Consider the following 25,363-nt stretch of genomic DNA (forward strand, 5'->3'; position numbering starts at 1 on the left):
GCGCGGGGCCGGGCGTGACCGGGGGCGGCTACACCTTCACCTGCACGTACGTCCCGGTGCCGTCGGGCTTGCCCATGCTGTACTGGCGCAGCGGCTGGCCGTCGGCGGTGCGTTCGTGGCCGATCATGTATCCGGTGAACTTGTTCTGGACGCCGATCCTGTCCGAGCCGGGAACGTCCCGGTAGACGTAGAAGCGCTGGAGGTCGTCCGTCTTGCAGTCGGCCTGCCGGAGCGGGGCGCCTTCTTCGGCCGCGGTGGCCTCGGTGACGGTCAGGCACTTTCCGCTGGCCTTGTTGAGGAAGACGTACTCCACGAAGCCGCGGGTGTTCTCCGGACCGCGACAGAGCTGCCACTGGTCCTGGTTGCCGAACATGCCGGGGCCGGCGCCCAGTTTGACGTTGTCACCGCCGAGGAAGTCGGGAGCCGACCAGAACAGCGAACGCTCGGGCGTGGCGATCTTGGAGTAGCCCTGGTCGCAGGTGAAGCCGGCGGGAACCTTGGGCGCGGGGGGCCACTCGGGGCTCTTGGCCGCCCTCGGCGCCGTCGCGTCCGCCCTCGGCGCCGTCGCGGGCGTCTTCCGCTCCACGGCCGTCCGCCCGGCCGCCCGGGCGGGGTTGCCGCAGCCGAGCAGGTCCTGGGCCCTCCTCATGATGCTGTTGACGGGCACGGTGTCCTCGCAGCGGACCGCGCCCTCCTCCAGCGTGGTGTAGGTCGTGAAGCTGCCGCTCTCCGGGCCTTCGATCCACTTGGTGGCGTAGGTGCCGTTGCCCTGGTCGACACGGTTGCAGTTCAGGCTGCCGTACTGCCCGGTGACCTTGCGGGTCCCCTCGTAGAGGCCGTAGTAGCCGGGCCTGCGGAAGTCCCAGGAGATGGACTTGGACTGGCTGCTGGTGGTGGAGGACGACATCTGCACGGTCAGGCCCAGGCTCCCGCCCACCTGGCCGAGCACTCCGACCTGGAAGCTGCCCTGGATGTTGGCGGTGAGGCCGACCTGGACCGTGACCACGGTCTGCGTGCGGGTCTCGACCGTCTGGGAGCCCGTCGACCCGTCGGTGACGTACCAGCCCTTGAAGTGGGTGATGGTCGGCTGCACTTGGGCGGTCTTGATGAACGGGTACCGCTTCCCGAGGTCGGTGGAGGTACAGGCGTCACCGAGCTTCGGCTGGTCGGCGGCCGTCGCGGGCTTCGGGTGCCCCGCCGCGGCGGCGGAGCCGGCCATGACGTCGAGGGCGGCGAGCGTCGACGTGGCGGTCACGGCGAGGGCGACCAGCCCTCTGCCCCAGCGACCGGAGGATCTCAAAGGATTCACGATGCCCTTTCCTTGGCCGGGCGCCCTGCCGGTCCGGACCTGGCCGGAGCCCTGCCAGTGGTGTGGGAGGGGCGGTGCTCAGTCAAGGGGAACTTAGCGTCGGCGGCGACGCGGTGACGATGGCGGAATCGGCCGGTCCCGGCTGACACCACGGGCACTTCATGGGCCGCCCGACAGCCTTGCTCTGTCCTGACTCATCGGTTCCCACGCGGCGGCACTATCTGCCGTCCACCGTCGGGCGAACGGGCTGCTCGGCCGCGCATCCACTGCCGTCGCTCCTCCGGGCAACGACTGCCGGACACCGGCCCTTCGTCACCCGCCGGCACGTCCGTCCCCTGTCAAACAGTGGCGACATCCGGCCAACTTGCCTATTCCGAAACCGAGTTCCCCAGTCAGGCCATCACGGCCCGGATATTTGCGCGCCCGCCCGAACGACTCTATGAACGACGGACGACCGTACCGATCCGGAAACAAGGGGAGGAACGAAATGTCCATACCCGGTTTACGTCGCCGCCGCAGAGAGCGGGACCGCAAGCCGAACCGGCTGCGCCGTGTCCTGTCCGGGGCGACGGTGGCCGCGACGGCGGCCGCCGTCGCCTTCGGCGGCACGGCGACGGCCGCCACCGCGCCTCCGGCCGACCGCGGGAACACCGTCACGAAGAGTCCGGCGGAACGTACCGTCACGTCGCGGATGACCACCATGCGCGTGACCGGTCTGGTCTCCGGAACTCCGGACCGAGCGGGCAACGTCACCGTGCGGCTGGCCGACGGGAGGACCCTTCCCATCCCGGCGGCCGACAAGGACCTCGTGATGCGCCGCGCCGCCCAGCAGGCCAGGACCCGGCTCAAGCCCCCCGAGCCCAGACCGTGCGGCACCTCCTGGGTCAAGCTCAAAGAGAAGCCCAACCACCACCCGGTCGCCATGGAGACCGGGTTCGTGCTGAACGCGAAGGCCACCGGTTACGAGTGGCTCGTCACCATCACGGGGCCGGACAACTACACCCACCAGTACTCCAAGCACGGCAACCTCGCCTTGCGTGACACCTGGCAGGGCGGTTACCGCAGCGACAAGGACCAGGCCGAGGGGTCCTACTCCGCCGTCGTCGACCCGGGCGCGTCCTACGTCCGGCTCTTGTCCGGCGAGCTCTGCCTCAACATCGAGGCACACGACAGGCAACACCTCACCAAGCCGAAGGCCGCATGCCTGAAGATGATGCAGGCCAATTCCGGCAACGGGTGGATCCTGAACAGCAACCAACCGGTCCCGCACCGCAACCGGACCGACCCGGCCAGTCCGGCCGGCACCCGGGCGACCGGGGCGCAGGCCTGCCTGGGGAAGACGCTCGGCAACGGCAGCGATCCCGCGGAGAACATCACCGGCTGGCAGGACGCGCAGCAGTTCGCCGCCACGCACCCGGCCAAATCCACGCTCGCGCGGTGTCACCTGATCGCCAAAGTCTTCGGCGGGAAGGGGCTGGTGGGGGACGGCGGACTGGACAACCTCGTCCCCTGCTGGCAGGTGGGGATGAACACCGGACCGGCCAGCATGCGCACTTTTGAGATGGAAGTACAGAAGGAGATGAAGGACTTCCCCCTGGGAGACTATGACGCGGTCTACTACCTGGTGACGCCCATCTACAAGGACGAAGCCAGCACGATCCCCGCATCGGTCGTCATGAGCGCCAAGGTCCAGCGGGCGGACGGAACGGAGAAGCTGCTGTTCACCAATCCCGTCTTCAACCGAGAAGCCAGTGGACTCGACCTCGGAAACTGATCCGCCCTGACGCAGGCCACAGGACCTCCCCGCCTGGAGGTCCGATTCCCGCCGGAAGCGGTGGCGCGCGACGGACAGACTCGGCCCCATGAAGAACCTCGGTCTCATGGACGACACGGACAACACACTCCTCACCCGCTTCGACGCCGCCGTGGAAGGCTTCGGCACCCGGCTGCGCGCGGTGCCCGGCGCGGCCTGGGAGGCGCCGACGCCGTGCACGGAGTGGAACGTGCGGCAACTCGCGAACCACATGATCCAGGGCGGCCGGCTGTACACCGCGCTCCTCCGTGGCGGCGGGAGCGCGGAGTTCCTGGCGAACCTGGATCCGGACGCGGTCGAGGGAGATCCGGTGGCCGGCTTCGAAGAGGCGGCGGCCGAGTGCCGGGCTGCGTTCCGTGCGCCCGGGGCGCTCGACCGGACCGTCGACTACCCCTTCGGGCCGGTTCCCGGCCGCCGGCTGCTGGGCCTGTACGTGGTGGACGCGGTCACGCACACCTGGGACCTCGCCCGCGCGGTCGGCCTCGACGAGCGGCTCGACGCGGACACGGTCCGCTGGGTCCTGGACCACTTCGCCTGGATCTACGAGGGCGTCTCCGAGAGCCCCCTCACGTCCGGCTCGGTCTACTACGGACGGCCGGCGGAGCCCTCGCCGGCCGACGGATCCGGGCAGGGCCGCCTCCTCCGTCTCATGGGTCGGCGGCCGTAGCGGAGGGTGAGCCCGGTCTCACTCGCCCGGCGGCTCTTTCCTATGAAACGAGTTGCATAGATGATCCAGGGCATGGCGCTCGAGCACGCGATCCTCGTTTCCCTGCTGGAGAAGCCGGGCTCCGGCTATGAGCTGGCCCGGCGGTTCGAACGGTCCATCGGGTACTTCTGGACCGCCACCCACCAGCAGATCTACCGGGTCCTGAAGCGGATGGTGGGCGACGGCTGGATCGACGTCCGGGAGGTGGCCCAGCAGGGCCGGCCGGACAAGAAGGAGTACTCGGTGGCCGGCCCGGGCCGCGAGGTCCTCGCCCGGTGGCTGCGGGAGCCGGTGGAGCCGGAGGCGCTCCGGCACGATTTGGCGGTGAAGATCCGCGGCGTGGCCTTCGGCGATCCGGCCGAGCTGATCGACGAGGTGGAGCGGCACCGCCGGGTCCACTCCGAGCGGCTCGCCCACTACCTCGCGGGCGAGCTGCGCGACTTCACCGGCCCCGAAGCGCCCCCGGCGCTCGACACCGGCCAGGAGCTCCAGCACGCCGTCCTGCGCGGCGGCATCGCCTACGAGCGGATGACGCTCGCCTGGCTGGACGACGTCCTCGCCACCCTGCACCGCATCGGCGCCAGCTAGCCCTCGTTCTCTCATCCTCCGAGCCGGAAAGGCGTTTCCCCATGGCCAAGGCCGACCCCCTGCTGTTCAACCCGCGCACCTACGACCCGGCGCACTTCGACCCCGAGACCCGCCGGCTGCTGCGCGCCACGGTCGACTGGTTCGAGGAGCGCGGCAAGCGCCGGCTGATCGAGGACTACCGTTCCCGCGCCTGGCTCGCGGACTTCCTCGCCTTCGCCGGCAAGGAGGGCCTGTTCGCGACGTTCCTCACCCCGGCCGCCGACGGGGACGGGCACGCGGACAAGCGGTGGGACACCGCCCGGATCGCCGCGCTCAACGAGATCCTCGGCTTCTACGGGCTCGACTACTGGTACGCGTGGCAGGTCACCATCCTCGGCCTCGGCCCGGTGTGGCAGAGCGAGAACGCCGCCGCCCGCACCCGTGCGGCCGAACTCCTCGACCAGGGCGAGGTGTTCGCCTTCGGCCTCTCCGAGAAGACGCACGGCGCGGACATCTACTCCACCGACATGCTGCTGACCCCCGACGGCGAGGGCGGCTTCCGGGCCACCGGCTCCAAGTACTACATCGGCAACGGCAACGCCGCGGGCCTTGTCTCGGTCTTCGGCCGCCGTACCGACATCGAGGGCCCCGACGGCTACGTCTTCTTCGCCGCGGACAGCCGCCACCCGGCGTACCACCTGGTGAAGAACGTCGTCGACTCCTCGAAGTTCGTCAGCGAGTTCCGGCTGGCGGACTATCCGGTCCGCGCCGAGGACGTGCTGCACACCGGTCGCGCCGCCTTCGACGCGGCGCTCAACACGGTCAACGTCGGCAAGTTCAACCTCTGCACCGCCTCGATCGGCATCTGCGAGCACGCGATGTACGAGGCCGTCACCCACGCGCACAACCGCATCCTGTACGGCCGTCCGGTCACCGCGTTCCCGCACGTCCGCCGCGAGCTGACCGACGCGTACGTCCGCCTGGTCGGGATGAAGCTGTTCAGCGACCGCGCGGTCGACTACTTCCGGTCCGCGGGACCCGACGACCGCCGCTACCTCCTCTTCAACCCGATGACGAAGATGAAGGTGACCACGGAGGGCGAGAAGGTCGTCGACCTGATGTGGGACGTCATCGCGGCCAAGGGCTTCGAGAAGGACAACTACTTCGGCCAGGCCGCCGTCGAGATCCGCAGCCTGCCGAAGCTGGAGGGAACGGTCCACGTCAACCTGGCGCTCATCCTCAAGTTCCTGCGCAACCACCTGCTGGAGCCCGCCGGTTACGAGCCCGTCCCCACCCGCCTCGACGCGGCCGACGACGCCTTCCTCTTCCGCCAGGGCCCGGCGCGCGGCCTCGGATCGATCCGCTTCCACGACTGGCGGACGGCCTTCGACGCGTACGCCCACCTGCCGAACGTCGGCCGCCTCCGCGAGCAGGCGGACGCGCTGTGCGCGTTCGTCACCACCGCCGCGCCGGACGAGGCGCAGAGCCGCGACCTCGATCTCCTGCTGTCCGTGGGCCAGTTGTTCGCGCTCGTCGTGCACGGCCAGCTGATCCTGGAGCAGGCGCGGCTGACGGAGCTGGACGAGGACGTGCTCGACGAGTTGTGCGCGGTGCTTGTGCGCGACTTCTCGGCGCATGCGGTCGAGTTGCACGGTAAGGACTCGGCGACTGAGGCGCAGCAGCGGTGGGCGCTTGGTGCGGTGCGGCGTCCGGTCGTCGATGAGGGGCGCTCCGCGCGGGTGTGGGAGCGGGTCGAGGCGCTGTCCGGGGCGTACGAGATGGCGCCGTAGGCGGCGCCTGCGGCGGGCTGTGCCCCGGTCCCGCCCCTTCGCCGATTCCTGGGGCTGCGCCCCAGACCCCTTGTCCTCAAACGCCGGACGGGCTGGATTACCAGCCCGTCCGGCGTTTGAGGACAGCGCCCGAAGGGCGCTTCGGGGGTCTGCGACCCCTCAGCCACCCACCGGCGTCCACCGGATGCGCGTGCTGCACAAGGCCACCACACCCGCCGCCACCGCGACAGCGGCGAACCCCCAGACGAGACCGCTCGCGCCGGCGATGAAGCCGATGAGGGGCGGTCCGGCGAGCAGGCCGGTGGTGCCCATGGCGGCGACCAGGGTCAGGGAGTCGGAGCCCTGCCGGGCCGCCGCCGCGTAGACGCAGGGGGTGACGGCGGCGATGCCCAGGCCGACGCAGGCGAAGCCGGCGAGGGCAGCCGCCACGCCGCCGCTCAGCAGTGCGAAGGCGAGCCCGGCGGCGGCGAGGGCGCTGCCGAGGAGGACGACGCGGCCGTCGCCCCAGCGGTCGCGCCAGCCGTCGGCGAAGAGGCGGGCGACGACCATCATGCCGGAGACGACGGCGATGCCGAGGGGCGCGAGGCCGGCGGACGCGTCGGCGACGTCCTTCATGTAGAGGGTGGACCAGTCGTTCATGGCGCCCTCGGTGACGGTGCCGAAGGCCATGGCGCAGCACATCCAGAGGGTGACCCGGGACGGCAGGGACCGCCGTCCGCCGCGCGTCCTCTTCTCGGCGGCCTCCTGCGGCTGCTCCTCCGTGAGGAGTCCGTTCCACGCGGACGCGTTGAGCAGGACGAGGAGGGCGGCGGCCACGCCGAAGTGCGCCATCACCGAAGAGGTCACGGCGGTCATGCCGGAGGCGAGGAGGGCGGCGAGCAGCGAGCCGCCGCTGAACGTCGCGTGCAACCGGGCCATGGCCGTGCGCTCGAACTTCACTTCGAGGGCCGCGCCTTGGGCGTTCATGGCGACGTTCAGGCAGCCGACGCAGACCCCGTCCACGCCCAGGACCAGCAGCGCGACCGGGTAGTTCGGAGCCGCGGCCAGGGCCGGGAGGAGCAGGGCCAAGGCGAGTTGTGACAGCAGGGCGAGCCGCCGCGAGCCCAGTCGCTTCATCAGCAGCGCCACCAGGGGGAACGACACCGCCGCGCCGATCCCGGCGGCCATGAGCAGGACGCCGACCTCGGCCGCGGACAGGCCGAGGTCCGTCTTGAGGGCCGGGATCCGCGCGGCCCAGGTGGCGTACTGGAAGCCGAGGGAGCAGAACAGCGCGACGATCGCCAACTGGGCGCGCTGGAAGGGGTCGTGGAGACGGAACACGTACATCAGCTCGCTTCGTGGTGCACGGACGGGCCGCCGTGCGGCGCCGTCCCGCCCGGTTCGGGGTCCCCGGCGCCGTCGGCGGGCACCGGCCGGGACATGTAGACGGCGTGGGGGCCGTAGCCGTCGGGCAGGGCCACGTCGGGGTGGGCGGTGAAGCCACGGGCCGACCAGAACGCCTCGCTGCCGCCGACGGAGACGAGCGAGATCCGCTCGTGCTCCCGCGCCCGGGCGGTGCGGGTGAGGTGCAGCAGCAGGTGCCGGGCCAGTCCCCTGCGGCGCAGGTGGGGGGCGACGACGATGTCGTGCAAGTGCAGGTTGGCGGACGGGTCCGCAGGGCCGTCCGGCGCCTCGGGCCGGGTCAGGTCCGGGCAGCGGAAGGCCGGGTAGGGCAGGGCCAGCAGGTAGCCGGCCGGCCGGGAGTCGACGTCCAGGACGAAGCAGGTGTCCGGGGAGGCGTCCGCGCGGGACCGCAGCGCGGCGCGCCCCTCGGAGAGGCCGAGCGCGGTGTAGGCGTCGGCCTCAAGCGCCACGACGGCGTCCCAGTCGCGTTCGGCGATGCCGCGGACGCGGATGCCGCCGCTCACCGCGCCCACTCCGCTCCGCCGTCCGGGGCGCCGGCGCAGGTGTACGGCAGCGGGGCGATCCCGTTGAAGCCCTGGGTCATGTAGCTGGTCGCGTAGGCGCCGCAGGACAGCACCCAGACGGGGTCGCCGGAGGCCAGGTCGCGTGGCACCTCGACGGGCGCGTGCCCGGGCGTGTGGGCGTCGTCGCTGTCGCAGGTGGGTCCGGCGAGGACGGCGCGGACGTACCCGGCGTCGCGCCGCCCGGGGAAGACCAGCCGGTACTGGAGCGCGTCCATCTCGTACAGGCCGTTGAACTTGCCGACGCTCAGGTACAGCCAGTGCTGCCGGGTGCCGTCCGGCCGGGGGCGTTCGGCGAGGCGGACGACGTGGGCCCGGACGGCGCCGTGGTCGGCGACGAGGTGGCGTCCGGGTTCGATGACGAAGTCCAGCGGCGCGCCGTGGCTCCGCCGCAGCGCGGCCGTGCCCTCGCGGACGGCCGCGAAGATGGCGTCCAGCGGCGGGTCGAGGGGCATGCCCTGGCGGTCGAGGTAGCCGAGGGCGGGCAGGCCGCCGCCGAGGTTGACGTGGTCCAGGGTGATGCCGCGCCCGCGCAGGGCCGCCAGTACCGCGCCGAGGACCCTCAGCGCCTCGCGCCACGCCTCGGCCGTCATCTGCTGGGAGCCGACGTGCACGGAGAGGCCGGACGGGGTCAGGCCGAGCTCGCGGGCGCGTTCCAGTACGCGGACGGCCTGGCCGGGCGGGCAGCCGAACTTGTGGGTGAGGCCCCACAGCGCCCCTTCCCCGCTGGTCGCCACGCGGCAGAAGACGCGGGCGCCGGGGGCGTGCCGGGCGATGGCGGCGACGTCCTCCAGGCTGTCGGTGGCGAAGTCGCGGATGCCGAGCCGGTGGGCGTGGGCGATGTCCCGGTCGGACTTGACGGTGTTGCCGTAGTGGATCCGGTTTACCGGTACGCCCGCCCGGAGTGCCTGTTCCATCTCCGGCGGGCTCGCGGCGTCGGCTCCGGCGCCCGCGCGGGCCAGGGTGGCGAGCACCTCGTCGACCGGGCACGCCTTCATGGCGAACCGGATTTCCACGCCCGGGAGTTGGCGGCACAGCTCGGCGTAGCGGGCGCGGATGCCGTCGAGGTCGAAGACGATCCGGTCCTCGTCGGCGGCGGCGAGCGCGGCGAAGAGCGGGGTGGCGGCAGGGCTGTCGCACAGAGTCGTCGTGGTGCTCATCGGGGCCGTCCCGACGGGGTCCGGACGACGGGGGTGGTGCGGACGACGGGGGTGGTGCGGGCGGCGCGGACCAGGGCCTCCCACGCCTCGGTGAGCAGGGCGAAGTCCTCGATGTCGCGCCGGGCCTCGTCGAGGAGGCGTTCGCGGCGGCCGGCCAGCAGGTCGGCGACCTCGGCGTACCGGCCGCCGAGGCGGCGGTAGGCGGCGCCGAGGGCGTCGAGCCGTCGGACGCTCCCGGCCCGGTCGAGGCCGGCGCTCTCGCGGGCGAGCGCGGCGACGGCGGACGCCCGGACCCGCCCCCGGTCGTCGAGGAGCGCGTCGCCGGCCTCGGCCATGCGGGCGTAGACGGCGTTGAAGTAGAGCATGGAGAGCAGGAACTTGGCGTAGCGCAGCTGGTAGGCCGCGAAGCCGGTGTCGGTGCGGCGCTCGCCGGTGTAGTAGTTGACGATGTGTCGGTTGTGCAGGACACCGGGGAGTCCGGCGTCGTGGACGAGGTGGATGAGGAAGTAGTCGCTGCCGATGGTGTCGGTGGCGGGCGGCAGCGGTACGCGTTCGTGGACGTCGTGGAAGGCGATGTTGCACATGTCGACGCGCATCGGGTCGACGAGGGTGAGCAGGGAGCGGTCGCCGCGGAAGGGCTCCGTGCCGGCGCCGCGGAAGGACTCGGCGACGAGGTCGCGCTTCTGCTCGTCGGTCCAGTCCTCGGGCGCCCAGAGGCTGACCACGTCGTGGTAGGCGGCGGGGTCGAGGGTCTCGATCTCGCTTATGTCGACGGAGAGTTCGCCGATGAACGAGGCGCCGACCATGGCGATCCGGCGATCCAGGTGCTCCGGGGCGAGGGCCGTCGCGGTGACGTCGGCGCCGGCGTCCGCGGCACGCCGGCCCAGGGACGTGAGCTCGTGGTGGATCGGGTACACCGGTTCGCCGTCGAGGGTCTGGTAGCGGCTGTCGGAGTCCCTGCGGTGGACGGACGCGCAGCCGAGCGCGGCGGCGAGGAGGAACGCGCGGTTGGTGCAGGCGCCGTAGGAGAGGCGGTCCGGGAGCATCAGGTCGAGCAGCAGCTCGGGCTTGGGCCCGCCGGCGTCCGTGACGACGCGGTGGAGGAAGTCCCGCTGCGCGGCCTCGTCGAGGTGGTGGGCCGTGATGCGGGGGTGCGCGGGGAGCCGGCGGACGGCCTCGGCGTGCGCGGCGGCGTCGGCGGGTGCGCAGGAGTCGAGGACGAGGAGGTGGACCTCGACGTCGAAGTGCTCGACGGCGTAGGCGGCTTCGCGGCCGAGGGCGGCGATGGTCTCGGCGCAGGGCCGGTTGGTGGGCAGGGTCAGACAGATTCCGCGCATATCTCTTCCTCGTTGGACCGGCCCGACTCGGCGGCCGTCACGGCGTCGGCGGTCGTGGCGTCGACGGGGTCGGCGCCGGCGGTGGCCGACCCGGCCGGCCCGGCCTCCCCGGCCGGCCCGCCGTGCCAGGACCGCAGGCCCAGCAATCTGGCGCCCAGGTCGTTCAGTTCGGCCCGCCCGTACCGCAGGGACTCGTGCCGGTGCGCGTCGCCGAGGAGGGTGGCGTTCCACTCCGGGGTGGCGAGGTCGCGCCAGGAGGTGATCCGGGACGCGCGCAGGGCGCGGTGGTTCTCCAGCGCGGGCATCATGGACAGGTACTGGACGGCGCGCACCCCGTCCTCGGAGGTGTTGGGCGCCACCCCGTGGGCCAGCAGGCCGTTCCAGATGAGGAGGTCACCGGCGCGCAGTTCGGGGCGGACGACGGGCATGTCGTCGCGGTCGATGCGGGGCCGGATGGGGTCACGGCCGTCGGGCTGGAGGGCCTTCCAGCGGTCGAACCGGCGGAAGAGTTCGGGGCAGCACTGGAAGCCGCCGACGTCGGGCCGGGTGTCGTCGAGGGCGATGATGCCCTGGACGCGCTGCGGGAGGATGCCCTGGGTGGTGTCGACGTCCCAGTGCAGTTCGATGTCGAAGCCGCGTTCACGGTGCTCGATCAGGGACCGGGAGCGGTTGCGGACGTTGGGTGGGTTGAGGTTGAGCCGGTCCAGGGTGACCCACAGCTCTTCGCAGTCCCACACGTCGACGAAGGCGTCGTAGACCCGCCGGGTCTGCCGGCTGTCCCAGATGAGCTGGTGGTGGTAGGCCTCGACGAAGCCGTAGACGTGGAGTTCCCGGTCCAGGTCGGAGCGCCACGCGCGGTCCTGGTACCAGGTGTCGGGGCGGTCGGGGTCCATGCCCTGGAAGTCCCAGGCGAAGTCGAGGAGGCGCCGGGCGGCGGCCGCGGGGATCGCCTCGCGGACGACGACGTAGCCGTAGGTCTGCCAGAAGACGAAGTCCTCCTCGGACAGCACTCTGAGGGGACGTCTCTTCTGAAGGTCCCTCAACTGGGTGCGGGCCAGGTAGGTTTCGCCGTCCGCGCTGAAGTAGGGGACGTCGGTGACGGCTCGGTGGAGGTAGGGCTCGGCGGTCGGCATGCGGTACTCCGGATCCTTTCTGTCGCCCCCCGGATCTGGGAACGCCAACGGTGCACGGCGGGGGCGCGCGGCCGGTGCCGGGACGTGCCGGGGCAGGCCTTCGCGCGCGGTGGGTACGGGTGGTGGTGGGTCGCGGCTCGGCTACCGCTCCGGGAGCGGCGTCCGCCTCGGGCCGTGATCCCGGGCGGCGTCCGGGGACGGGTGAGTCCGTGTCGGTTCTTCCGGGCCGCGCGCCTCACGCGCCCCACGCTGTATGTGCACCCGATCAAGGTGGACTAGACCAACTCAGAATGTCAACATCCGAATTGAGATCATTCACTCGCGAGTGATCCATTCGCCCGCTCTGGGCGGACGTGGTGAGGCCGCGTCAGACCGCGGATCATCTTCCCATACGCGGACGTTGCACGCCCAAACGCCGCCGGTCGACCTCTTGACAGATGCGGTTACCCTAGGCGCACCCTTGTTGGTCTATACCAACTCCGGCGAGGGGTGTCGCCGCCGTTCCGCCGACGCCCGCGCCGGCCGCCCCCCTCCGAAAGGCACCGGCCGATGTCCTCCAGCAAGCACAGCACCGCGTTGCGGCGGCTCGCACTCTCCGTCCTGCAGCCGGGTTTCGTGGGTACCGAGGCGCCGGACTGGGTGCTGCGGGACATCGCCGACGGGCTGGCCTCCGTCGTCCTCTTCTCGCGCAACATCGCCTCCCCAGAGCAGGTCGCCCGGCTGACCGAGCGGCTGCGGGCGGAGAATCCCGAGCTGGTCGTCGCCATCGACGAGGAGGCCGGGGACGTCACCCGCATCGAGTCCGGGACCGGCTCCACCCGGCCGGGCAACCTCGCCCTCGGCACGGTCGACGACACCGGGCTGACCGAGTCCGTCGCCGCCGACCTGGGCCGCCAGCTCCGCGCCGCCGGGGTGAGCTTCGACTACGCGCCCAGCGCGGACGTCAACTCCAACCCGGACAACCCGATCATCGGCGTCCGGTCCTTCGGCTCCGACCCGGCGGTGGTCTCCCGGCACACGGCCGCGTGGGTCCGCGGCCTCCAGTCGTCCGGCGTGGCGGCCTGCGCGAAGCACTTCCCCGGGCACGGCGACGTCGCCGTCGACTCCCATCACGACCTGCCGGTCTACGGCGCCACGCGCGAGGAGATCGCCGCGCAGGCGCTGCCGCCGTTCCGGGCCGCAGTGGACGCGGGCGTCCGCGCCGTCATGAGCGGCCACCTGCTGGTGCCCGCGTACGACGCCGCGCTGCCCGCCACCCTCAGCCGGCGGATCCTCGTCGACCTGCTGCGCGGGGAGCTCGGGTTCGACGGTCTGATCGTGAGCGACGCCATCGAGATGGGCGCGGTCTCCGGCCCGTACGGGATCGGCGGAGCCGCGGTGAAGGCGGTGGCCGCGGGCGTCGACGCCGTCTGCGTGGGCGGCGAGAGCGCCGAGGAGGCGACCGCCCGCCTGCTGACCGACGCCCTGGCGGACGCCGTGGTCCGCGGGGACCTCGCCGAGGAGCGACTCGCCGAATCGGCGGGCCGCGTACGGTCGTTCGCGGGCTGGTCGGCCGGCCTGCGCCGGGACGCCGCCGCCGGCGCGGCCGACGACGGCATCGGGTTCGCCGCCGCCCGCCGCGCCCTCCGGCTGACCGGGGCCGTGGGCACCGCGCTGCCGCTGTCCGCGCCGCCCCACGTGGTGGAGCTGGTGCCCGCCACGAACCTGGCCATCGGCAAGGAGACGCCGTGGGGCGTCGCCGGGCCGCTGAGCGAGCGGCTGCCCGGGACGACGTCCGTCCGGTTGCGCCCGCAGGACCTGGGCGCGCCGGACGCCGCGCTGGAGACGCGTGCGCTGGGGGCGGCGGTGGGCCGCCCGCTCGTCGTCGTCACCCGGGACGCCCCGCGCCACGCGTGGATGAGCCGCGCCCTCGCGGACCTCACGGCGGCGCGGCCCGACGCGATCGTCGTCGAGATGGGCCTGCCGGGGGCCGCGGCGCCCGGCGCGGTGCAGATCTTCACCCACGGCGCGAGCACGGCGTCCGGAGTGGCCGCGGCGGAGGTCCTGGCCGGCGGGCGCTGAGTTCCCCACCATGTCCGCCGGGGTTCGGCCCCAAGCCTCGGCATCGCGGCTCCGTCGCGAGGCCCTCAGACGCCGGACGGGCTGGGACGCAGCCCGTCCAGCCGCTTCGCCACCTCCCCCGCGTCCGACGGCGCGACGCGCAGCGCGACGTGGTGGTCGGGCCGCACCAGCAGCAGGTCCCGCGCCGCCGGGTCCTCCTGGACGCGGACCAACGGACCGTATTTCCCGGCCAGTCGACGGAGTTCCGGGCCGGCCGGGCCGCGCAGCGTGAACCACGGGCCGCCCTCGCCGCGCCGCACCCCGCCCGCCCGGTGGCCCGCGTCGGCGCCGCCCCACGCCAGGGAGCTCCACGGGTAGGCGACGCGCAGCGTGGTGGTGTCGTCGGTGACGACCGCCTCGGTGCCGACGCCGGCCCTGCGCACGCCCTCGCGGACCGCGCCGAGGCGCTCGTCCGTCAGGCGCAGCGTCCACGCCGCGACCGGCAGCCGCTCCTCCTCGTAGGTGTCGAGCAGCGGCTCGGCGGCCTCGCCGCGGGCCACGAAGGCCAGCTTCCAGCCGAGGTTGAAGGCGTCCTGGATGCCGGTGTTCATGCCCAGGCCGCCGGCGATCGAGTGGACGTGCGCGGCGTCGCCGGCGAGGAGGACACGGCCGACGCGGAACCGGTCGGCCATGCGGACGTTGATGCGGTAGACGGACGTCCACCGCACGTCCGTCAGCCGGACGCCGGGCACACGGGCGTGCCGGTCGAAGATCCGCTGGAAGGACTCCGGGGAGGGCGGCAGCACCGCGCCGTCGGCGTCGCGCTCGGGCGCGGCCTGGAGCTGCCAGTGGTCGCTGCCGCGGAAGGGGCACAGCATGATGCCGCCGTCCTCGTCGAACCACTGGTGCCAGTAGGCGGGGTCGAGCCCGTCGGCGCGCACGTCGCCGATGACCATGCACTCCTCGGCCTCCGTGGCGCCCTCGAAGGACAGGCCGAGGAGCTTGCGGACGGATCCGCGTCCGCCGTCGCAGCCGACGAGCCAGTCGGCCCGGATCCGCCGGCCGTCGGCGAGGGTGGCGGTGACCCCGTGCTCGTCCTGGTCGAACCCGGTGAGCTCGCTGCGGAGTTCGACCTCGACGCCCAGCCCGGCCAGGCGGTCGCGGAGGATCTCCTCGGTCCGCCACTGCGGGATGATCAACCCGCTCGCGTACGGCGCGTCGGCCGTCGGAGCCTTGTCGCCGAAGCTGACGTGGTCGCTGACCGCGACGCCGCCGCGGTACTTGCGCAGGGTGATGTGCTCGATGCCCGAGGCCGTGGCCGCGTCGCCCACGTCCAGGTCCTCGAAGATCTCCCGGCCGCGCTGGTTGAGCCCCTTGCCCCGGGATTCCCGGTGGAACTCCGGCGCCTTGTCGACGACGCGGACGGCCACGCCGGCGCGCGCCAGCACGCAGGCGAGCGTCAGGCCCGCGGGCCCGGCGCCGACGATCAGTACCGCGGTGTCCGGCGGGACGGTGGTGGTGCGGGTCATGTGTCTGCTTCCCCCTTGCGTCGGTAAGGCGGCGCGCGCTGCCGCGTGCGCTCGCCAGACCATGAAAGCCCACCGGACCGCGAAAATGCAACCGAGTAATAAATCTGTCTCGGTCACTTCATGGCGGATCCGGGCAGACGAAAGGGTGGCGACCGCCCTCCGTGGAGGGGATCGCCACCCTGGTGTGCGCGGGGGCCGGAGCGTCAGCGGCCGGAAAGCGTGCTCAGGCGCTCGGGCCGGCCTTCGGCCGCGTCGTTGGTCGCGTCGTTGGTCGCGTCGTTTTCGGCCTCGGCGGCCGGTGCCGGACGGCTCGAATTCGCCATACCGACCGTTAGGTACACCTGCAGGGCGCCGGCCCAGGCGAGCGCGGAACCGAAGAGGTGGAGGACGACCGCCAGGGCGGGCAGGCCGCTCAGGGACTGCATCAGCCCGACGCCGCCCTGCGCCACGACGGTGATCAGCAGGAGGACGGTCTTCTGGCGGGCCAGGGCGCAGCCGCGCTTGGGCAGGACGGACAGCAGGTAGATCAGCAGGCCGAGGACGGCGGCGCCCAGCAGCCCGTGCAGTGTGGTGACGAATCGCCAGTTCAGGGGCATGCGGGGGACGTCGGAGGAGTCGCCGGCGTGCGGGCCGGTGCCCGTGGCGAGGGTGCCCACCAGGATGAGGAGGGCGTTGACGGCGAGCAGCGCCACCGTGGCGGTGCGGGCCGCCGGCGGCAGCGGTACGGACGAGGCCTGCTCCCCGTCCTCGCGCCGGGCCCGGTGCCAGGTGACTACCGCGGCCGTGAGCAGCAGCATCGCGGCGAGGAAGTGCGCGGCGACGATGTACGGGCTCAGCTTGAACCAGACGGTGGCGCCGCCGACCACCGCGTTCAGGACGACGATCCAGAACTGCGCCCAGCCGCCGCGCAGGACCGAGGGCATCGGGGTGCGCTGGAGCCGCGCCGCGATGATCACCCAGCCGACGACGGCGCAGAGCACGCCCGTGAGCAGGCGGTTGCCGAACTCGATGGCACCGTGCATCCCCATCTCGGCGGTCGGGGCGAGGGTTTCCCCGGTGCAGGCCGGCCAGTCCGTGCAGCCGAGGCCGGAGCCTGTGACGCGGACGACGCCCCCGGTGATGATGATGCCGATACTGGCCACGACCGAAACGAACGTTGCCTGTCGGATACTGCGAGGCCCGAGCGTATAGCGGTCCGCGAGCCAGGAGAGAGGTGTGCGCACGATGATCCCTTTCGTGCTCTGTGATACCTGGGCGTCAGCGTACGCTCGGGGTGGTGGCAAGGGTGCCGTTCCGGACACGCCCCGGCGGGCTGGAGGCGGCCGCCGTCCCCGTACGAGGCAGGGGTGCGGCCGCGCGCGGGCTCAGCCGTGGTCGTACACGGTCACCGGTATCCCCCGGTCCGTCAGCCGCGCCCGTATCAGCGGCTCCACCCGCTCCCAGCGGCCGCCCGCCAGGCCGCAGCCGATGCGGGGCATGTGCACCGAGGCGCCGAGCCGGGCCGCCTCGTCCGCGAGCTTCGCCAGGGCCGCGTCGATCGCCTCGTAGCGGACGGGCACCCCGCCGCTGCCGGTGCGTATGCCGCGCTGCCCGACCATGTTGGCGACCCACAACCACCGCTCCACCCGCACCACTTGGACGGCGCCGAGCCCGAAGTCGTTCTCGGCGCGCGCCCGGTGCCAGCGCCGGTACTCCCGCTCGGGCTCCGGCCAGCGCCGCGAGAGGGCCAGGACGAAGCCCTTGCCCCAGCCGCCCAGGTCGTTGCTGACGTGGGCGATGATCCTGGGCCCCTTGCCGAGCGGTGTCGTCGCGTCACCCCGTACGTAGGCGATGTCCGTCGTTCCCCCGCGATCCGTTCTCATGGGCGCAACGGTAGAGGGCGGCACTGACAATCCGGCCGGTCCGGTGCGTCCAGAGCGTCCGGCGCGTCCGTCATGCCGGCTGCGCCACGCGCCGCGGGTCGTACACGGCCGCGAGCGCGTCGGGGGCCCCGGCCGCGAGGACGGCCGCGTCGGTCTCGTCCGTCGCCCATCCCACGTACCCGTCCGGCCGGATCAGCGCCGCGCTGACGCCGGCCCAGGCCGGACGGGTCTGTCCGACGGGGTGCGGGCACCGGTACCGGTCGATCCGCCCCGCGACGGCCTCGACGTCGAAGCCGCCGGCGCGCCCGAAGTCGACGAGCGCGGGGCGGCCGTCCCGCAGGAGATCGTGCAGGGAGCGGGTGTCCGACAGGCGCAGGTTCGGCGCCCGGTGGCCCGCGAGCGGATGCGCCGGGCCGGGCGGCGCGTACCGCACGGACAGCCCGGAGAGGCGTTCGGCGAGCGCGTCCCTGAGGCCGGGCTGTTCGGCGATCAGCTTCCCCAGCAGGGACCGCAGGGCGACGCCCTGCGGCGAGAAGCCCATCATGAGCGCCGTCTGGGCCTGGGTGTGCTCGATGGTGTCGGCACCCACGGGGTGCCGTTCGGCGTGGTAAGTGTCGAGCAGTTCCTCCGGCGCCCGGCCCCGGACGACGGCGGCCAGCTTCCAGCCGAGGTTCATCGCGTCCTGCACACCCACGTTCAGCCCGACGCCGCCCGCCGGCATGTGCTGGTGCGCCGCGTCGCCGGCCAGCAGGAAGCGGCCCCGGCGGTAACGTCGGGCCAGGCGGCTGGTGTTGCCGTAGCGGGAGAGCCAGGACGGGCTGTGCATCCCGTAGTCCGTGCCCGTGACGCGCCGGACGCGCGCGCGGAAGTCCTCGAAGGTGAGTTCGCCCGACCGGTCGGTGCGGACGTCCTCGGGCGAGTGCATGGCGATCCGGTGCCGGCCGTCGGGCAGCGGGACGACCATGAGCGTGCCCTCCGTCGTCCACGCGCTCGCGACCGCGCCCGGCGGCGGGTCGTCGAGCACCACGTCGCCGAGGGTGCCGAGCGCGGTGTGCGGGGTGCCGTCGAACTCGACGCCCGCGCACCGGCGTACGGTGCTGCGCGTCCCGTCGCAGCCGACCACGTAGGCGGCTTCGAGGGTGTACGCGCCGTCCGGTCCCTCGGCCGACACGCGCACCGCGCCGTCGGTCTCCGCGCAGTCCGTCACCCGGTGTCCGCTCCGCAGGTCCGCCCCCAGGACCCGGGCGCGCCGCCGGAGCAGTTCCGTGGTGCGCGCCTGCGGGATGGTGAGGGTGAACGGGAAGTCGGTGTCCAGCCCGCGGAAGTCGAGGCGTTCGTCGAGCACGGCGAAGTGTCCGCTGGGGATCCGGCCCCCCTCGGTCAGCAGGTCGTGGTGGGCGTCGCGGAGTGCGAAGGTCTCGATCGTCTGGGGGTGGACCGTCAGCGCGCGGGAGTGCGGGTCGACGTCCGTCTCCCGTTCCAGGACCACCACGGGGACGCCGGCCAGCCGCAGTTCGCAGGCCAGCCAGGACCCCGTGGGCCCACTGCCGACGATGACGACGCTCTGTGCCATGACTCCGCCTCTCTATCACTGACCAAGACCGGATGCGCCCAAGATATAATCGATCAGTGACCAAGAAGCAAGCGGCCGACCGATCCCGGGTCGGCATCACGCTCGACCAGGTGGTCGGCGCGGCGTTCGACGTCCTCGACCGGGGCGGCCTCGGCAAGCTCTCCACCCGCGCGATCGCGGCGGAGCTCGGTGTCAGCATGAACACCGTCATGTGGCACATCCGCAACAAGGACCGGCTGCTGGACACGATGGCCGAGGCGCTCCTCGGGGAGATCGACCTGGCGGACCTGCCGGAGGCGTGGGACGAGCGGGCGGCCGAACTGATGGGACGGCTGCGCGGGGCGATGCTCCGGCACCGCGACGGCGCCGCGCTCGTCGCCGGCACGGCCTCCCCCGAGCCGCGGACGCTGGCCTTCGCCGACCGCCTGCTGACCGCCCTGCTGCTCGGCTGCCCCGACCGCAGGACGGCGGCGTGGACGGCCTGGAACCTCTTCTACTTCACCCTGGGCCTGGTCCAGGAGGAGCAGGCCGAGCCCGCCGCCGGCGCCCGCGACCGGCTGCGCGCCGCCGTGGACGCGCGGCGGTTCCCCGGGCTGGGGGCGGTCCTGGAGGACTTCGTGTCCGCCGACTTCGAGGGGCGGTTCCGGTTCGGGGTCCGGCAGATCCTCCGTGCCGCCGCGCTGCCGGCGGACCCCACGACGTCCAAGGGCAGCGCGCCTCAGGGCAGCGGCATCAGCCGGTAGAAGACGGTCGCGACGAGGTCGCGGGCGAAACCGGCGTCGAGCGGTCCGGGCCGGAAGAGGACGCGGTAGATCATCGGCGCCACCAGGTGGTCCATCACGGTCTCGACGTCCGGCACGTGCTCGCCGCGCTCCGCGGCGCGGGTCAGGATCAGCTCGACCTGATCCCGCGCGAAGCCGGAGCACACCCCGGCGTTGGAACCGTCCGGGTCGCCGGCGAGGGCGTCGCGGAGGTACGAGCGGCCGGGCGGGGACGCCATCTCCTCCAGGAAGACGACGGCCCAGTGCTCCAGGTCGGCCCGCAGGTCGCCGTGGTCCGCCGGGGGCGCGTCCGGACGCAGCCGTTCCACGGCGACGTCGGAGAGCAGTTCCTGGAGGTCGCCCCAGCGGCGGTAGACGGTCGAGGGGGTCACGCCGGCCCGGGCCGCGACGAGCGGCACGGTCAGGGCGGCCCCCTCGGCCTGGAGTTCGCGCACGGCCCAGTGGACGGACTCCTGGACGCGGGCACTGCGGCCCCCGGGGCGCACGGCGGGTCTGGGGCTCATGACAACCCAGCTTAACGCAACGTCATTGCGCGAGGAGCGGGACGGGCGGGCGCACGGTGGCCCGGTCCGGCGCCAGGCCCGGCCGGCCCGTCCCGGTTCGCGGTCCGGTCTGTTCGAGGGCGTGCCCGATCCCCAGCAGCGTCGCCTCGTCGAACGGCCGCCCGATGAGCTGCATGCCGATGGGCAGCCCCGCGCCGTCGAGGCCGACGGGGAGGGAGAGGGACGGCAGGCCGGTGATGTTCGCCGGGGCGCACAGCCGGACGTAGGCGTCGGCGACGGGCTCGGCGCCACCGCCGGGCCACCGCACGGTCTCCGCGTCCCGGGGGACGGCGGTGACGGGGACGGTCGGCGCGGCGACGACGTCCACGTCGTCGAAGAGGCGCGTCCACGCCTGCCGCATGAGGGTGCGGACGCGCTGGGCGCGCAGGTAGTCGCCGGCGGAGACGAGCCGGCCGGCCTCCAGCAGCGCGTGGACGTCGGGTCCGTACAGCTCGGGGGACGAGCGGAGGGCCTCGTCGTGCACGTCGCTGGCCTCGGGCACCATCAGCCCCCACAGCGTGGCCTGGGTGTGCTCGGCGAACGGGATCTCGACGTCGACGAGGCGCGCCCCGAGGTCCCGCAGCCGGCCGGTCGCCGCCGCGACGGCCTCCGCCACGGCGGGGGCGGTCCGGTCGAAGTAGTGGTTGCGCGGGACGCCGACGCGCAGCGTGCCGAAGTCCGGTTCCACGTCCGGCATCTGACGTCCCGTGAGGGCGGCCAGGACGAGGCCGGCGTCCCGGCTGGTACGGGTCAGGGGGCCGACGTGGTCCAGCGACCAGGAGAGCGGGAACACCCCGTCGGCGGGCACGAGCCCGTACGTGGGCTTGAGGCCGACGACGCCGTTCAGCGCGGCGGGGACGCGGATGGAGCCGCCGGTGTCGGTGCCCAGCGCGAAGGTGGCCGTCCCGGCGGCGACGGCCACCGCCGAGCCGCCGCTGGAACCGCCCGCCACCCGGTCCGGATCCCAGGCGTTGCGGGTCTGCGGGGTGGTCAGCCCGTAGGCGAACTCGTGCGTCTGGGCCTTGCCCAGCAGCACCGCGCCGGCCTCCGCCAGGCGCGCGGCGACGGTGCTGTCCCGGTCCGCCATGTGGTGCTCGCGGACCCGGGAGCCCGCCCGGGTCGGCGTGCCGGCCACGTCGATGAGGTCCTTGAGCGCCATCGGCACGCCGTGCAGCGGTCCGCGCCGCCGCCCGGCGACGATCTCGCGTTCCGCCAGGGCGGCGGCGCGGCGCGCGGAGTCGGCGAAGACCTCGGCGTAGGCGTTCAGTTCCGGCTCCACGGCCTCGATCCGGCCGAGGACGGAGTCGGTGAGCTCCACCGGTGAGAGGTCCCGCGCCGCGACGGCGTCGGCCGCCTCGGCGAGCGTCAGCTCATACGGTCGCATCGGCGCGCCCCCCTTCCGGCCGGCCCGCGGCGGCCGCGGGGTGGTACGCGGCGGCGGGCGCGACGCCGTCGAGGTCGAGCTCGCGCAGGGTGCCGAGGACGGACCGGACGTGGTCGGCCGTGGCCGCCACGGCGGCGCGCCGGTCGGCCGCCTCGTGCGGGCCGGGGTCCGGAATGGTCATGGCGTCCACCTTCCCAAGCAAAAGCAGAATCTTTGCGTTAGTGGGACCCTACGACCTACGATCACTTAACGCAAAGATTCTGCTTTTGATTCCGCAGGAAGGATCTCCGGCCCATGCGCCCCCCACACGCCGATCCCGCCGCCACTCCCGCCCCCACGTCGTGGCAGGTCGGCGACGTCCGCGTCCACCGCGTCGACGAGACCGCCCTGCCACCGGAGACCGGCGCGTGGCTGCTGCCGGCCGCCACACCGGACGTCGTCGCCGAAGTGCCCTGGCTGCGCCCCGACTTCACCGCGCCCGACGGCGCTCCCCTGCTGGCCAGCCACACCTTCGCCTTCGAGGCCGGCGGCCTGCGCGTGCTCGTCGACACCGGCATCGGCAACGGCAAGTCCCGCGCCAACCCGGCCTGGGACCACCTGGACACCGACTACCTGACCCGGCTCACCGCCGCCGGCTTCCCGCCGGACTCCGTCGACCTGGTCGTCCTGACGCACCTCCACACCGACCACGTCGGCTGGAACACCCGCGCCGCGGGCGGCGGTTCGTGGATCCCCACCTTCCCCAACGCCCGCTACATCGCCTCGCACACCGAGTGGGACCACTGGGCGGCCCGAGCGGAGGGCATGGAGGAGAGCCGCCGGCAGATGTTCCGCGACTCCGTCCACCCGGTCCGCGACGCCGGACTCCTCGACCTCGTCGACGTCCACGACGGCCCCGTCGACCTGGCCCCCGGCCTCCGGCTGCTCCCGACCCCCGGGCACACCCCGGGCCACGTCGCCGTCGAACTCCGTGCCGCCGGCGGGGCGGCCGTCATCACCGGAGACTGCGTCCACCACCCCGTCCAGCTGGCGCACCCGGCCATCACCAGCTGCGTGGACACCGACCCCGCCCAGGCCGTACGCACCCGCCGCGCGCTCCTCGCCTCCCTCGCCGGGACGGGCACGCTGCTGCTGGGCACCCACTTCCCGCCCCCGACGGCGGGCCGCGTCACCGCCGACGGTGACGGGTTCCGGCTCGTGCCGGCGTCCTGAGGCCGGCCTCAGCCCTGCGGCACCGCCTGGATGTCGAGTTCCACGCGGATCGTCGCGCCGATCATGGCGATGCCCCGCTGGATCATCGACTTCCAGTTCAGCGTGAAGTCCTCGCGGTGCAGCTCGGTCACGGCCGAGCAGGCGGCGCGGGTCTCGCCCATGATGCCGGTGCCGATGCCCAGGTAGCGGGTGTCGAGGGCGACGTTGCGGCTGACGCCGTGCAGGTTGAGGACGCCCTGCACCGACCAGCGGGGGCCGCCGCGGTGGACGAAACGGTGGCTGGTGAACTGCATGTACGGGTACTGGTCGACGCCCAGGAACTCGGCCGACCGCAGGTGCTCGTCCCGCTGCCGGACGCCCGTGTCGATGCTGGCCGTCTCGATCACGACGTCCAGGCGCGACTCCTCCATCCGCTCGCCGACCCACAGGGTCCCCTCGAACCCGTTGAAGCGGCCGTGCACCTGGGCGAGGCCGATGTGTCGGGCGGCGAAGCGCACGGCGGTGTGGTCCGGGTCGATGCGCCAGGCACCGGGCGTGGGCATGACCGGCGCCGGGGCCGGCTCCATCGCGAACGGCTCTACGGTGGTGTGGGCACCGGCGGCACAGGTGACGGGGTGGCGGACCGGGCGGAAGCCCTCGCACGTCACCGCGAGCACGTAGTCACCCGGCGCCAGGGTGGCCGCGAACCGGCCGTGCGGGTCCGTCTGACCGGTCAGCACCTCCCGGCCGGACGCGTCGCGGACCGACACGTCCGCGCGGTACAGCGGCAGTTGCACCGGGTCCAGGACCCGGCAGTCCAGCCCTCCCGCGCCGTCCGGCAGCCGGACGCCCCCCTGCCCCGACGAACCCTTCCAACGGCGCAACAGCTCGAGAGCCACTCTCGCCACACCTTTCCCCTCAACGCAACAACCGCCCCCAACACCACCACACCGAACCACACCAGCGCAAAACGACCCATCAGGCACTATCGGGCATCACCAGGCGCCATCGCCCCGAAAGCGCGTCAACCAGCCCGAAGACGCGCTCTCCCCTCCACCTCAGTCCACGCCGGACACCACCTTGAGCAGGGCCTCGATCACCCGCTCCTGGACGTCCGGGCGCAGCGACGGGTACATGGGCAGCGAGAAGATCTCCTCGGCGCGGCGCTCGGTGACGGGGAGGCGGGCGTCGGCGGCCGGGGTGCCGGCGAAGCCCCGCATGGTGTGGACGGGCCAGCGGTAGCTGACGTTCAGCTCGATGTCGTGGGCGCGCAGGCGCTCCAGGATGGGGTCGCGCCGGGGGTGGCTCACGACGTAGAGGTAGTAGACGTGGTCGTTGCCGGGAGCGAGCCGCGGCAGGGTGAGCGAGGTGTCCTTCAGTGCCTCCTGGTAGCGGTCGGCGACGGCGCGCCGGCGGGCGATGTAGTCGTCGAGCCGGCGCAGCTTGCGGCGCAGGATCTCCGCCTGCACCTCGTCGAGCCGGCTGTTGTGGCCGGGCAGGGAGTCGACGTAGTAGCGCTCCTCCATGCCGTAGTAGCGCAGGCGGCGCAGCGCGCGGTCGGTGTCCTGCCGGCCGGTGAGGACGGCGCCGCCGTCGCCGTAGGCGCCGAGCACCTTGGTCGGGTAGAAGGAGTAGGCGGCGGCGTCCCCGAACGTGCCGGCGAGCCGTCCGTTCTGCCGGGCGCCGTGGGCCTGGGCGCAGTCCTCGACGACCGCCAGGCCATGCTCGCGGGCGATCTCCCCGATGGCGTCCATGTCGGCACACTGGCCGTACAGGTGGACGGGGACGATGCAGCGGGTGCGCGGGGTCACGGCGGCGGCCAGGCCCGCCGGGTCCATGAGGTAGGTCGTCGGGTCGATGTCGACGAACCGCACGTCCGCGCCGGTGCCGTGGATGGCGACGACGGTGGGCGCGGCGGTGTTCGAGACGGTGATCACCTCGTCGCCGGGGCCGATGCCGAGCGCTTGGAGGGCGAGTTTCACGGCGTTCGTCCCGTTGTCGACGCCGACGCAGTGGCCGATGCCGTGGTACGCGGCGAACTCCGTCTCGAAGTCCCGCACGCTCGGCCCCAGCACCAGGCGTCCGGAGGAGAACACCGTGTCCACGGCGTCGAGGATCTCCGCGCGTTCGGCCTCGTACTCATCGCCGTAGGCCCATACCAGCACGCTCATGCACAAACCACCTCGGGTCGGAGGAAACAGCAGAAGGGAACGGTCAGGTGACGATCCGTCAGGTGCGGACGGGTGGCTAGCGCTCGGGCGCGAGCACCTCGCCCGTCTCGGCGTCGCGGACGGTGATCGCCTCCATCGGGCAGGTGTCGGCGGCGTCGGTCACGCTGAGGTCGGGGTCGACGACCTCCTCGACCGGGCGGGCCCTGCCGTTGTCCAGGCGCATGTGACGGCGGGCGGTGCCCAGGCACAGTCCCGTGCCCGCGCAGACGTTGCGGTCGACCTCGATGCGCCACCGGCCGGTGGTGGCGGCCGGTTCGGGGGCCGGCGGATGCTCCCGCGCGGGGGCCTCGGGAGCGGTGGCGGAGGCGGTGCGTGGTTCGGGCATTCTCTTCTCCTCAGGCGGGCGAAGGGCGGGCGGCGGGGCGGGTGCCGGCGGGCGGGTGCCGGCGGGCGGGTGCCGGCGGGCGGGTGCCGGCGGGCGGGTGCCGGCGGGGCGGTGCCGGCAGGCGG

General features: G+C 73.0%; 23 protein-coding genes. 7 read left to right on the plus strand and 16 right to left on the minus strand.

Features of this window, described 5'->3' with window-relative positions; genetic code table 11:
• Window positions 1-28 precede the first annotated feature (28 nt).
• Window positions 29-1,309: an RICIN domain-containing protein gene (locus JNW98_RS16535; RefSeq protein ID WP_372459262.1), complete on the minus strand. Its 1,281-nt coding sequence runs from the start codon at window positions 1,307-1,309 to the stop codon at window positions 29-31.
• A gap of 487 nt (window positions 1,310-1,796) precedes the next feature.
• Here JNW98_RS16535 and JNW98_RS16540 point away from each other — a divergent pair, with 487 nt between their 5' ends.
• The 4 genes from JNW98_RS16540 to JNW98_RS16555 all read left to right on the plus strand — a co-directional run bounded on the left by JNW98_RS16540 (window position 1,797) and on the right by JNW98_RS16555 (window position 6,185).
• A complete protein-coding gene (locus JNW98_RS16540; protein WP_223768999.1) occupies window positions 1,797-3,083 on the plus strand; it encodes a DNA/RNA non-specific endonuclease in 1,287 nt (428 codons plus the stop codon).
• A gap of 88 nt (window positions 3,084-3,171) precedes the next feature.
• A complete protein-coding gene (locus JNW98_RS16545; RefSeq protein ID WP_223769000.1) occupies window positions 3,172-3,789 on the plus strand; it encodes a TIGR03086 family metal-binding protein in 618 nt (205 codons plus the stop codon).
• A gap of 72 nt (window positions 3,790-3,861) precedes the next feature.
• A complete protein-coding gene (locus JNW98_RS16550) occupies window positions 3,862-4,416 on the plus strand; it encodes a PadR family transcriptional regulator (RefSeq protein WP_223769001.1) in 555 nt (184 codons plus the stop codon).
• A gap of 41 nt (window positions 4,417-4,457) precedes the next feature.
• Window positions 4,458-6,185: an acyl-CoA dehydrogenase family protein gene (locus JNW98_RS16555; RefSeq protein ID WP_223769002.1), complete on the plus strand. Its 1,728-nt coding sequence runs from the start codon at window positions 4,458-4,460 to the stop codon at window positions 6,183-6,185.
• Window positions 6,186-6,344: 159 nt separating this feature from the next.
• Here JNW98_RS16555 and JNW98_RS16560 read toward each other — a convergent pair whose 3' ends face one another.
• From JNW98_RS16560 to JNW98_RS16580, 5 genes are read right to left on the minus strand one after another with little or no spacing between them, the layout of a single operon-like run.
• Window positions 6,345-7,511, minus strand: a complete 1,167-nt coding sequence (locus JNW98_RS16560) for an MFS transporter (protein WP_223769003.1) — start codon at window positions 7,509-7,511, stop codon at window positions 6,345-6,347.
• Window positions 7,511-8,101, minus strand: a complete 591-nt coding sequence (locus tag JNW98_RS16565; protein WP_372459263.1) for a GNAT family N-acetyltransferase — start codon at window positions 8,099-8,101, stop codon at window positions 7,511-7,513. The genes JNW98_RS16560 and JNW98_RS16565 overlap by 1 nt, the downstream gene beginning before the upstream one ends.
• Complete coding sequence (locus JNW98_RS16570) at window positions 8,089-9,309, minus strand: type III PLP-dependent enzyme (protein WP_223769005.1); 1,221 nt, start codon at window positions 9,307-9,309, stop codon at window positions 8,089-8,091. Before JNW98_RS16570 ends, JNW98_RS16565 begins: the two co-directional genes overlap by 13 nt.
• The gene (locus JNW98_RS16575; RefSeq protein ID WP_223769006.1) at window positions 9,306-10,646 is read right to left on the minus strand and encodes a DUF6271 family protein; all 1,341 of its coding nucleotides are present in this window, start codon (window positions 10,644-10,646) and stop codon (window positions 9,306-9,308) included. The genes JNW98_RS16570 and JNW98_RS16575 overlap by 4 nt, the downstream gene beginning before the upstream one ends.
• Window positions 10,628-11,779, minus strand: coding sequence for a phytanoyl-CoA dioxygenase family protein (locus tag JNW98_RS16580; protein WP_223769007.1), 1,152 nt, complete (start codon window positions 11,777-11,779; stop codon window positions 10,628-10,630). Before JNW98_RS16580 ends, JNW98_RS16575 begins: the two co-directional genes overlap by 19 nt.
• A gap of 549 nt (window positions 11,780-12,328) precedes the next feature.
• Here JNW98_RS16580 and JNW98_RS16585 point away from each other — a divergent pair.
• On the plus strand, window positions 12,329-13,840 hold the full coding sequence (locus JNW98_RS16585; protein WP_223769008.1) for a glycoside hydrolase family 3 protein: 1,512 nt from the start codon (window positions 12,329-12,331) through the stop codon (window positions 13,838-13,840).
• Window positions 13,841-13,905: 65 nt separating this feature from the next.
• On the opposite strand, the gene JNW98_RS16590 is transcribed toward JNW98_RS16585, so the two are convergent.
• The 4 genes from JNW98_RS16590 to JNW98_RS16605 all read right to left on the minus strand — a co-directional run bounded on the left by JNW98_RS16590 (window position 13,906) and on the right by JNW98_RS16605 (window position 18,783).
• Window positions 13,906-15,348, minus strand: coding sequence for an FAD-dependent monooxygenase (locus JNW98_RS16590; RefSeq protein ID WP_223769009.1), 1,443 nt, complete (start codon window positions 15,346-15,348; stop codon window positions 13,906-13,908).
• A 203-nt stretch (window positions 15,349-15,551) separates the two neighbouring features.
• Window positions 15,552-16,571 carry a COX15/CtaA family protein gene (locus JNW98_RS16595; protein WP_223769010.1) on the minus strand — a complete coding sequence of 340 codons (1,020 nt, stop codon included), beginning with the start codon at window positions 16,569-16,571 and terminating at the stop codon, window positions 15,552-15,554.
• Window positions 16,572-16,712: 141 nt separating this feature from the next.
• Window positions 16,713-17,210 (minus strand): macro domain-containing protein, encoded by a 498-nt coding sequence (locus JNW98_RS16600; protein WP_223769011.1) that lies wholly within the window; start codon window positions 17,208-17,210, stop codon window positions 16,713-16,715.
• 70 nt (window positions 17,211-17,280) lie between these two features.
• On the minus strand, window positions 17,281-18,783 hold the full coding sequence (locus JNW98_RS16605) for an FAD-dependent monooxygenase (protein ID WP_223769012.1): 1,503 nt from the start codon (window positions 18,781-18,783) through the stop codon (window positions 17,281-17,283).
• Between the two features lie 56 nt (window positions 18,784-18,839).
• On the opposite strand from JNW98_RS16605, the gene JNW98_RS16610 reads away from it, so the two are divergent.
• Window positions 18,840-19,526, plus strand: a complete 687-nt coding sequence (locus JNW98_RS16610; protein ID WP_223769013.1) for a TetR/AcrR family transcriptional regulator C-terminal domain-containing protein — start codon at window positions 18,840-18,842, stop codon at window positions 19,524-19,526.
• On the opposite strand, the gene JNW98_RS16615 is transcribed toward JNW98_RS16610, so the two are convergent.
• From JNW98_RS16615 to JNW98_RS16630, 3 genes are read right to left on the minus strand one after another with little or no spacing between them, the layout of a single operon-like run.
• Window positions 19,502-20,068, minus strand: coding sequence for a TetR/AcrR family transcriptional regulator (locus tag JNW98_RS16615; RefSeq protein ID WP_223769014.1), 567 nt, complete (start codon window positions 20,066-20,068; stop codon window positions 19,502-19,504). The genes JNW98_RS16610 and JNW98_RS16615 overlap by 25 nt on opposite strands.
• A gap of 22 nt (window positions 20,069-20,090) precedes the next feature.
• Window positions 20,091-21,491: an amidase gene (locus tag JNW98_RS16625; RefSeq protein WP_263420861.1), complete on the minus strand. Its 1,401-nt coding sequence runs from the start codon at window positions 21,489-21,491 to the stop codon at window positions 20,091-20,093.
• Window positions 21,478-21,672: a hypothetical protein gene (locus tag JNW98_RS16630; RefSeq protein WP_223769015.1), complete on the minus strand. Its 195-nt coding sequence runs from the start codon at window positions 21,670-21,672 to the stop codon at window positions 21,478-21,480. The genes JNW98_RS16625 and JNW98_RS16630 overlap by 14 nt, the downstream gene beginning before the upstream one ends.
• Window positions 21,673-21,785: 113 nt before the next feature.
• On the opposite strand from JNW98_RS16630, the gene JNW98_RS16635 reads away from it, so the two are divergent.
• Entirely contained in the window at window positions 21,786-22,703 is a 918-nt protein-coding gene (locus JNW98_RS16635; RefSeq protein WP_223769016.1) for an MBL fold metallo-hydrolase, read from the plus strand.
• 8 nt (window positions 22,704-22,711) lie between these two features.
• Here the strand turns inward: JNW98_RS16635 and JNW98_RS16640 are convergent, their stop codons facing one another.
• The 3 genes from JNW98_RS16640 to JNW98_RS16650 all read right to left on the minus strand — a co-directional run bounded on the left by JNW98_RS16640 (window position 22,712) and on the right by JNW98_RS16650 (window position 25,238).
• Window positions 22,712-23,581, minus strand: coding sequence for a YceI family protein (locus JNW98_RS16640; RefSeq protein ID WP_223769017.1), 870 nt, complete (start codon window positions 23,579-23,581; stop codon window positions 22,712-22,714).
• A 159-nt stretch (window positions 23,582-23,740) separates the two neighbouring features.
• On the minus strand, window positions 23,741-24,853 hold the full coding sequence (locus JNW98_RS16645; protein WP_223769018.1) for a DegT/DnrJ/EryC1/StrS family aminotransferase: 1,113 nt from the start codon (window positions 24,851-24,853) through the stop codon (window positions 23,741-23,743).
• 76 nt (window positions 24,854-24,929) lie between these two features.
• Window positions 24,930-25,238 carry a ferredoxin gene (locus tag JNW98_RS16650; protein ID WP_263420862.1) on the minus strand — a complete coding sequence of 103 codons (309 nt, stop codon included), beginning with the start codon at window positions 25,236-25,238 and terminating at the stop codon, window positions 24,930-24,932.
• Window positions 25,239-25,363 lie beyond the last annotated feature (125 nt).

Origin of the sequence: Streptomyces huiliensis, from assembly GCF_020037025.1 — a bacterium.
Lineage (GTDB): Bacteria > Actinomycetota > Actinomycetes > Streptomycetales > Streptomycetaceae > Streptomyces > Streptomyces huiliensis.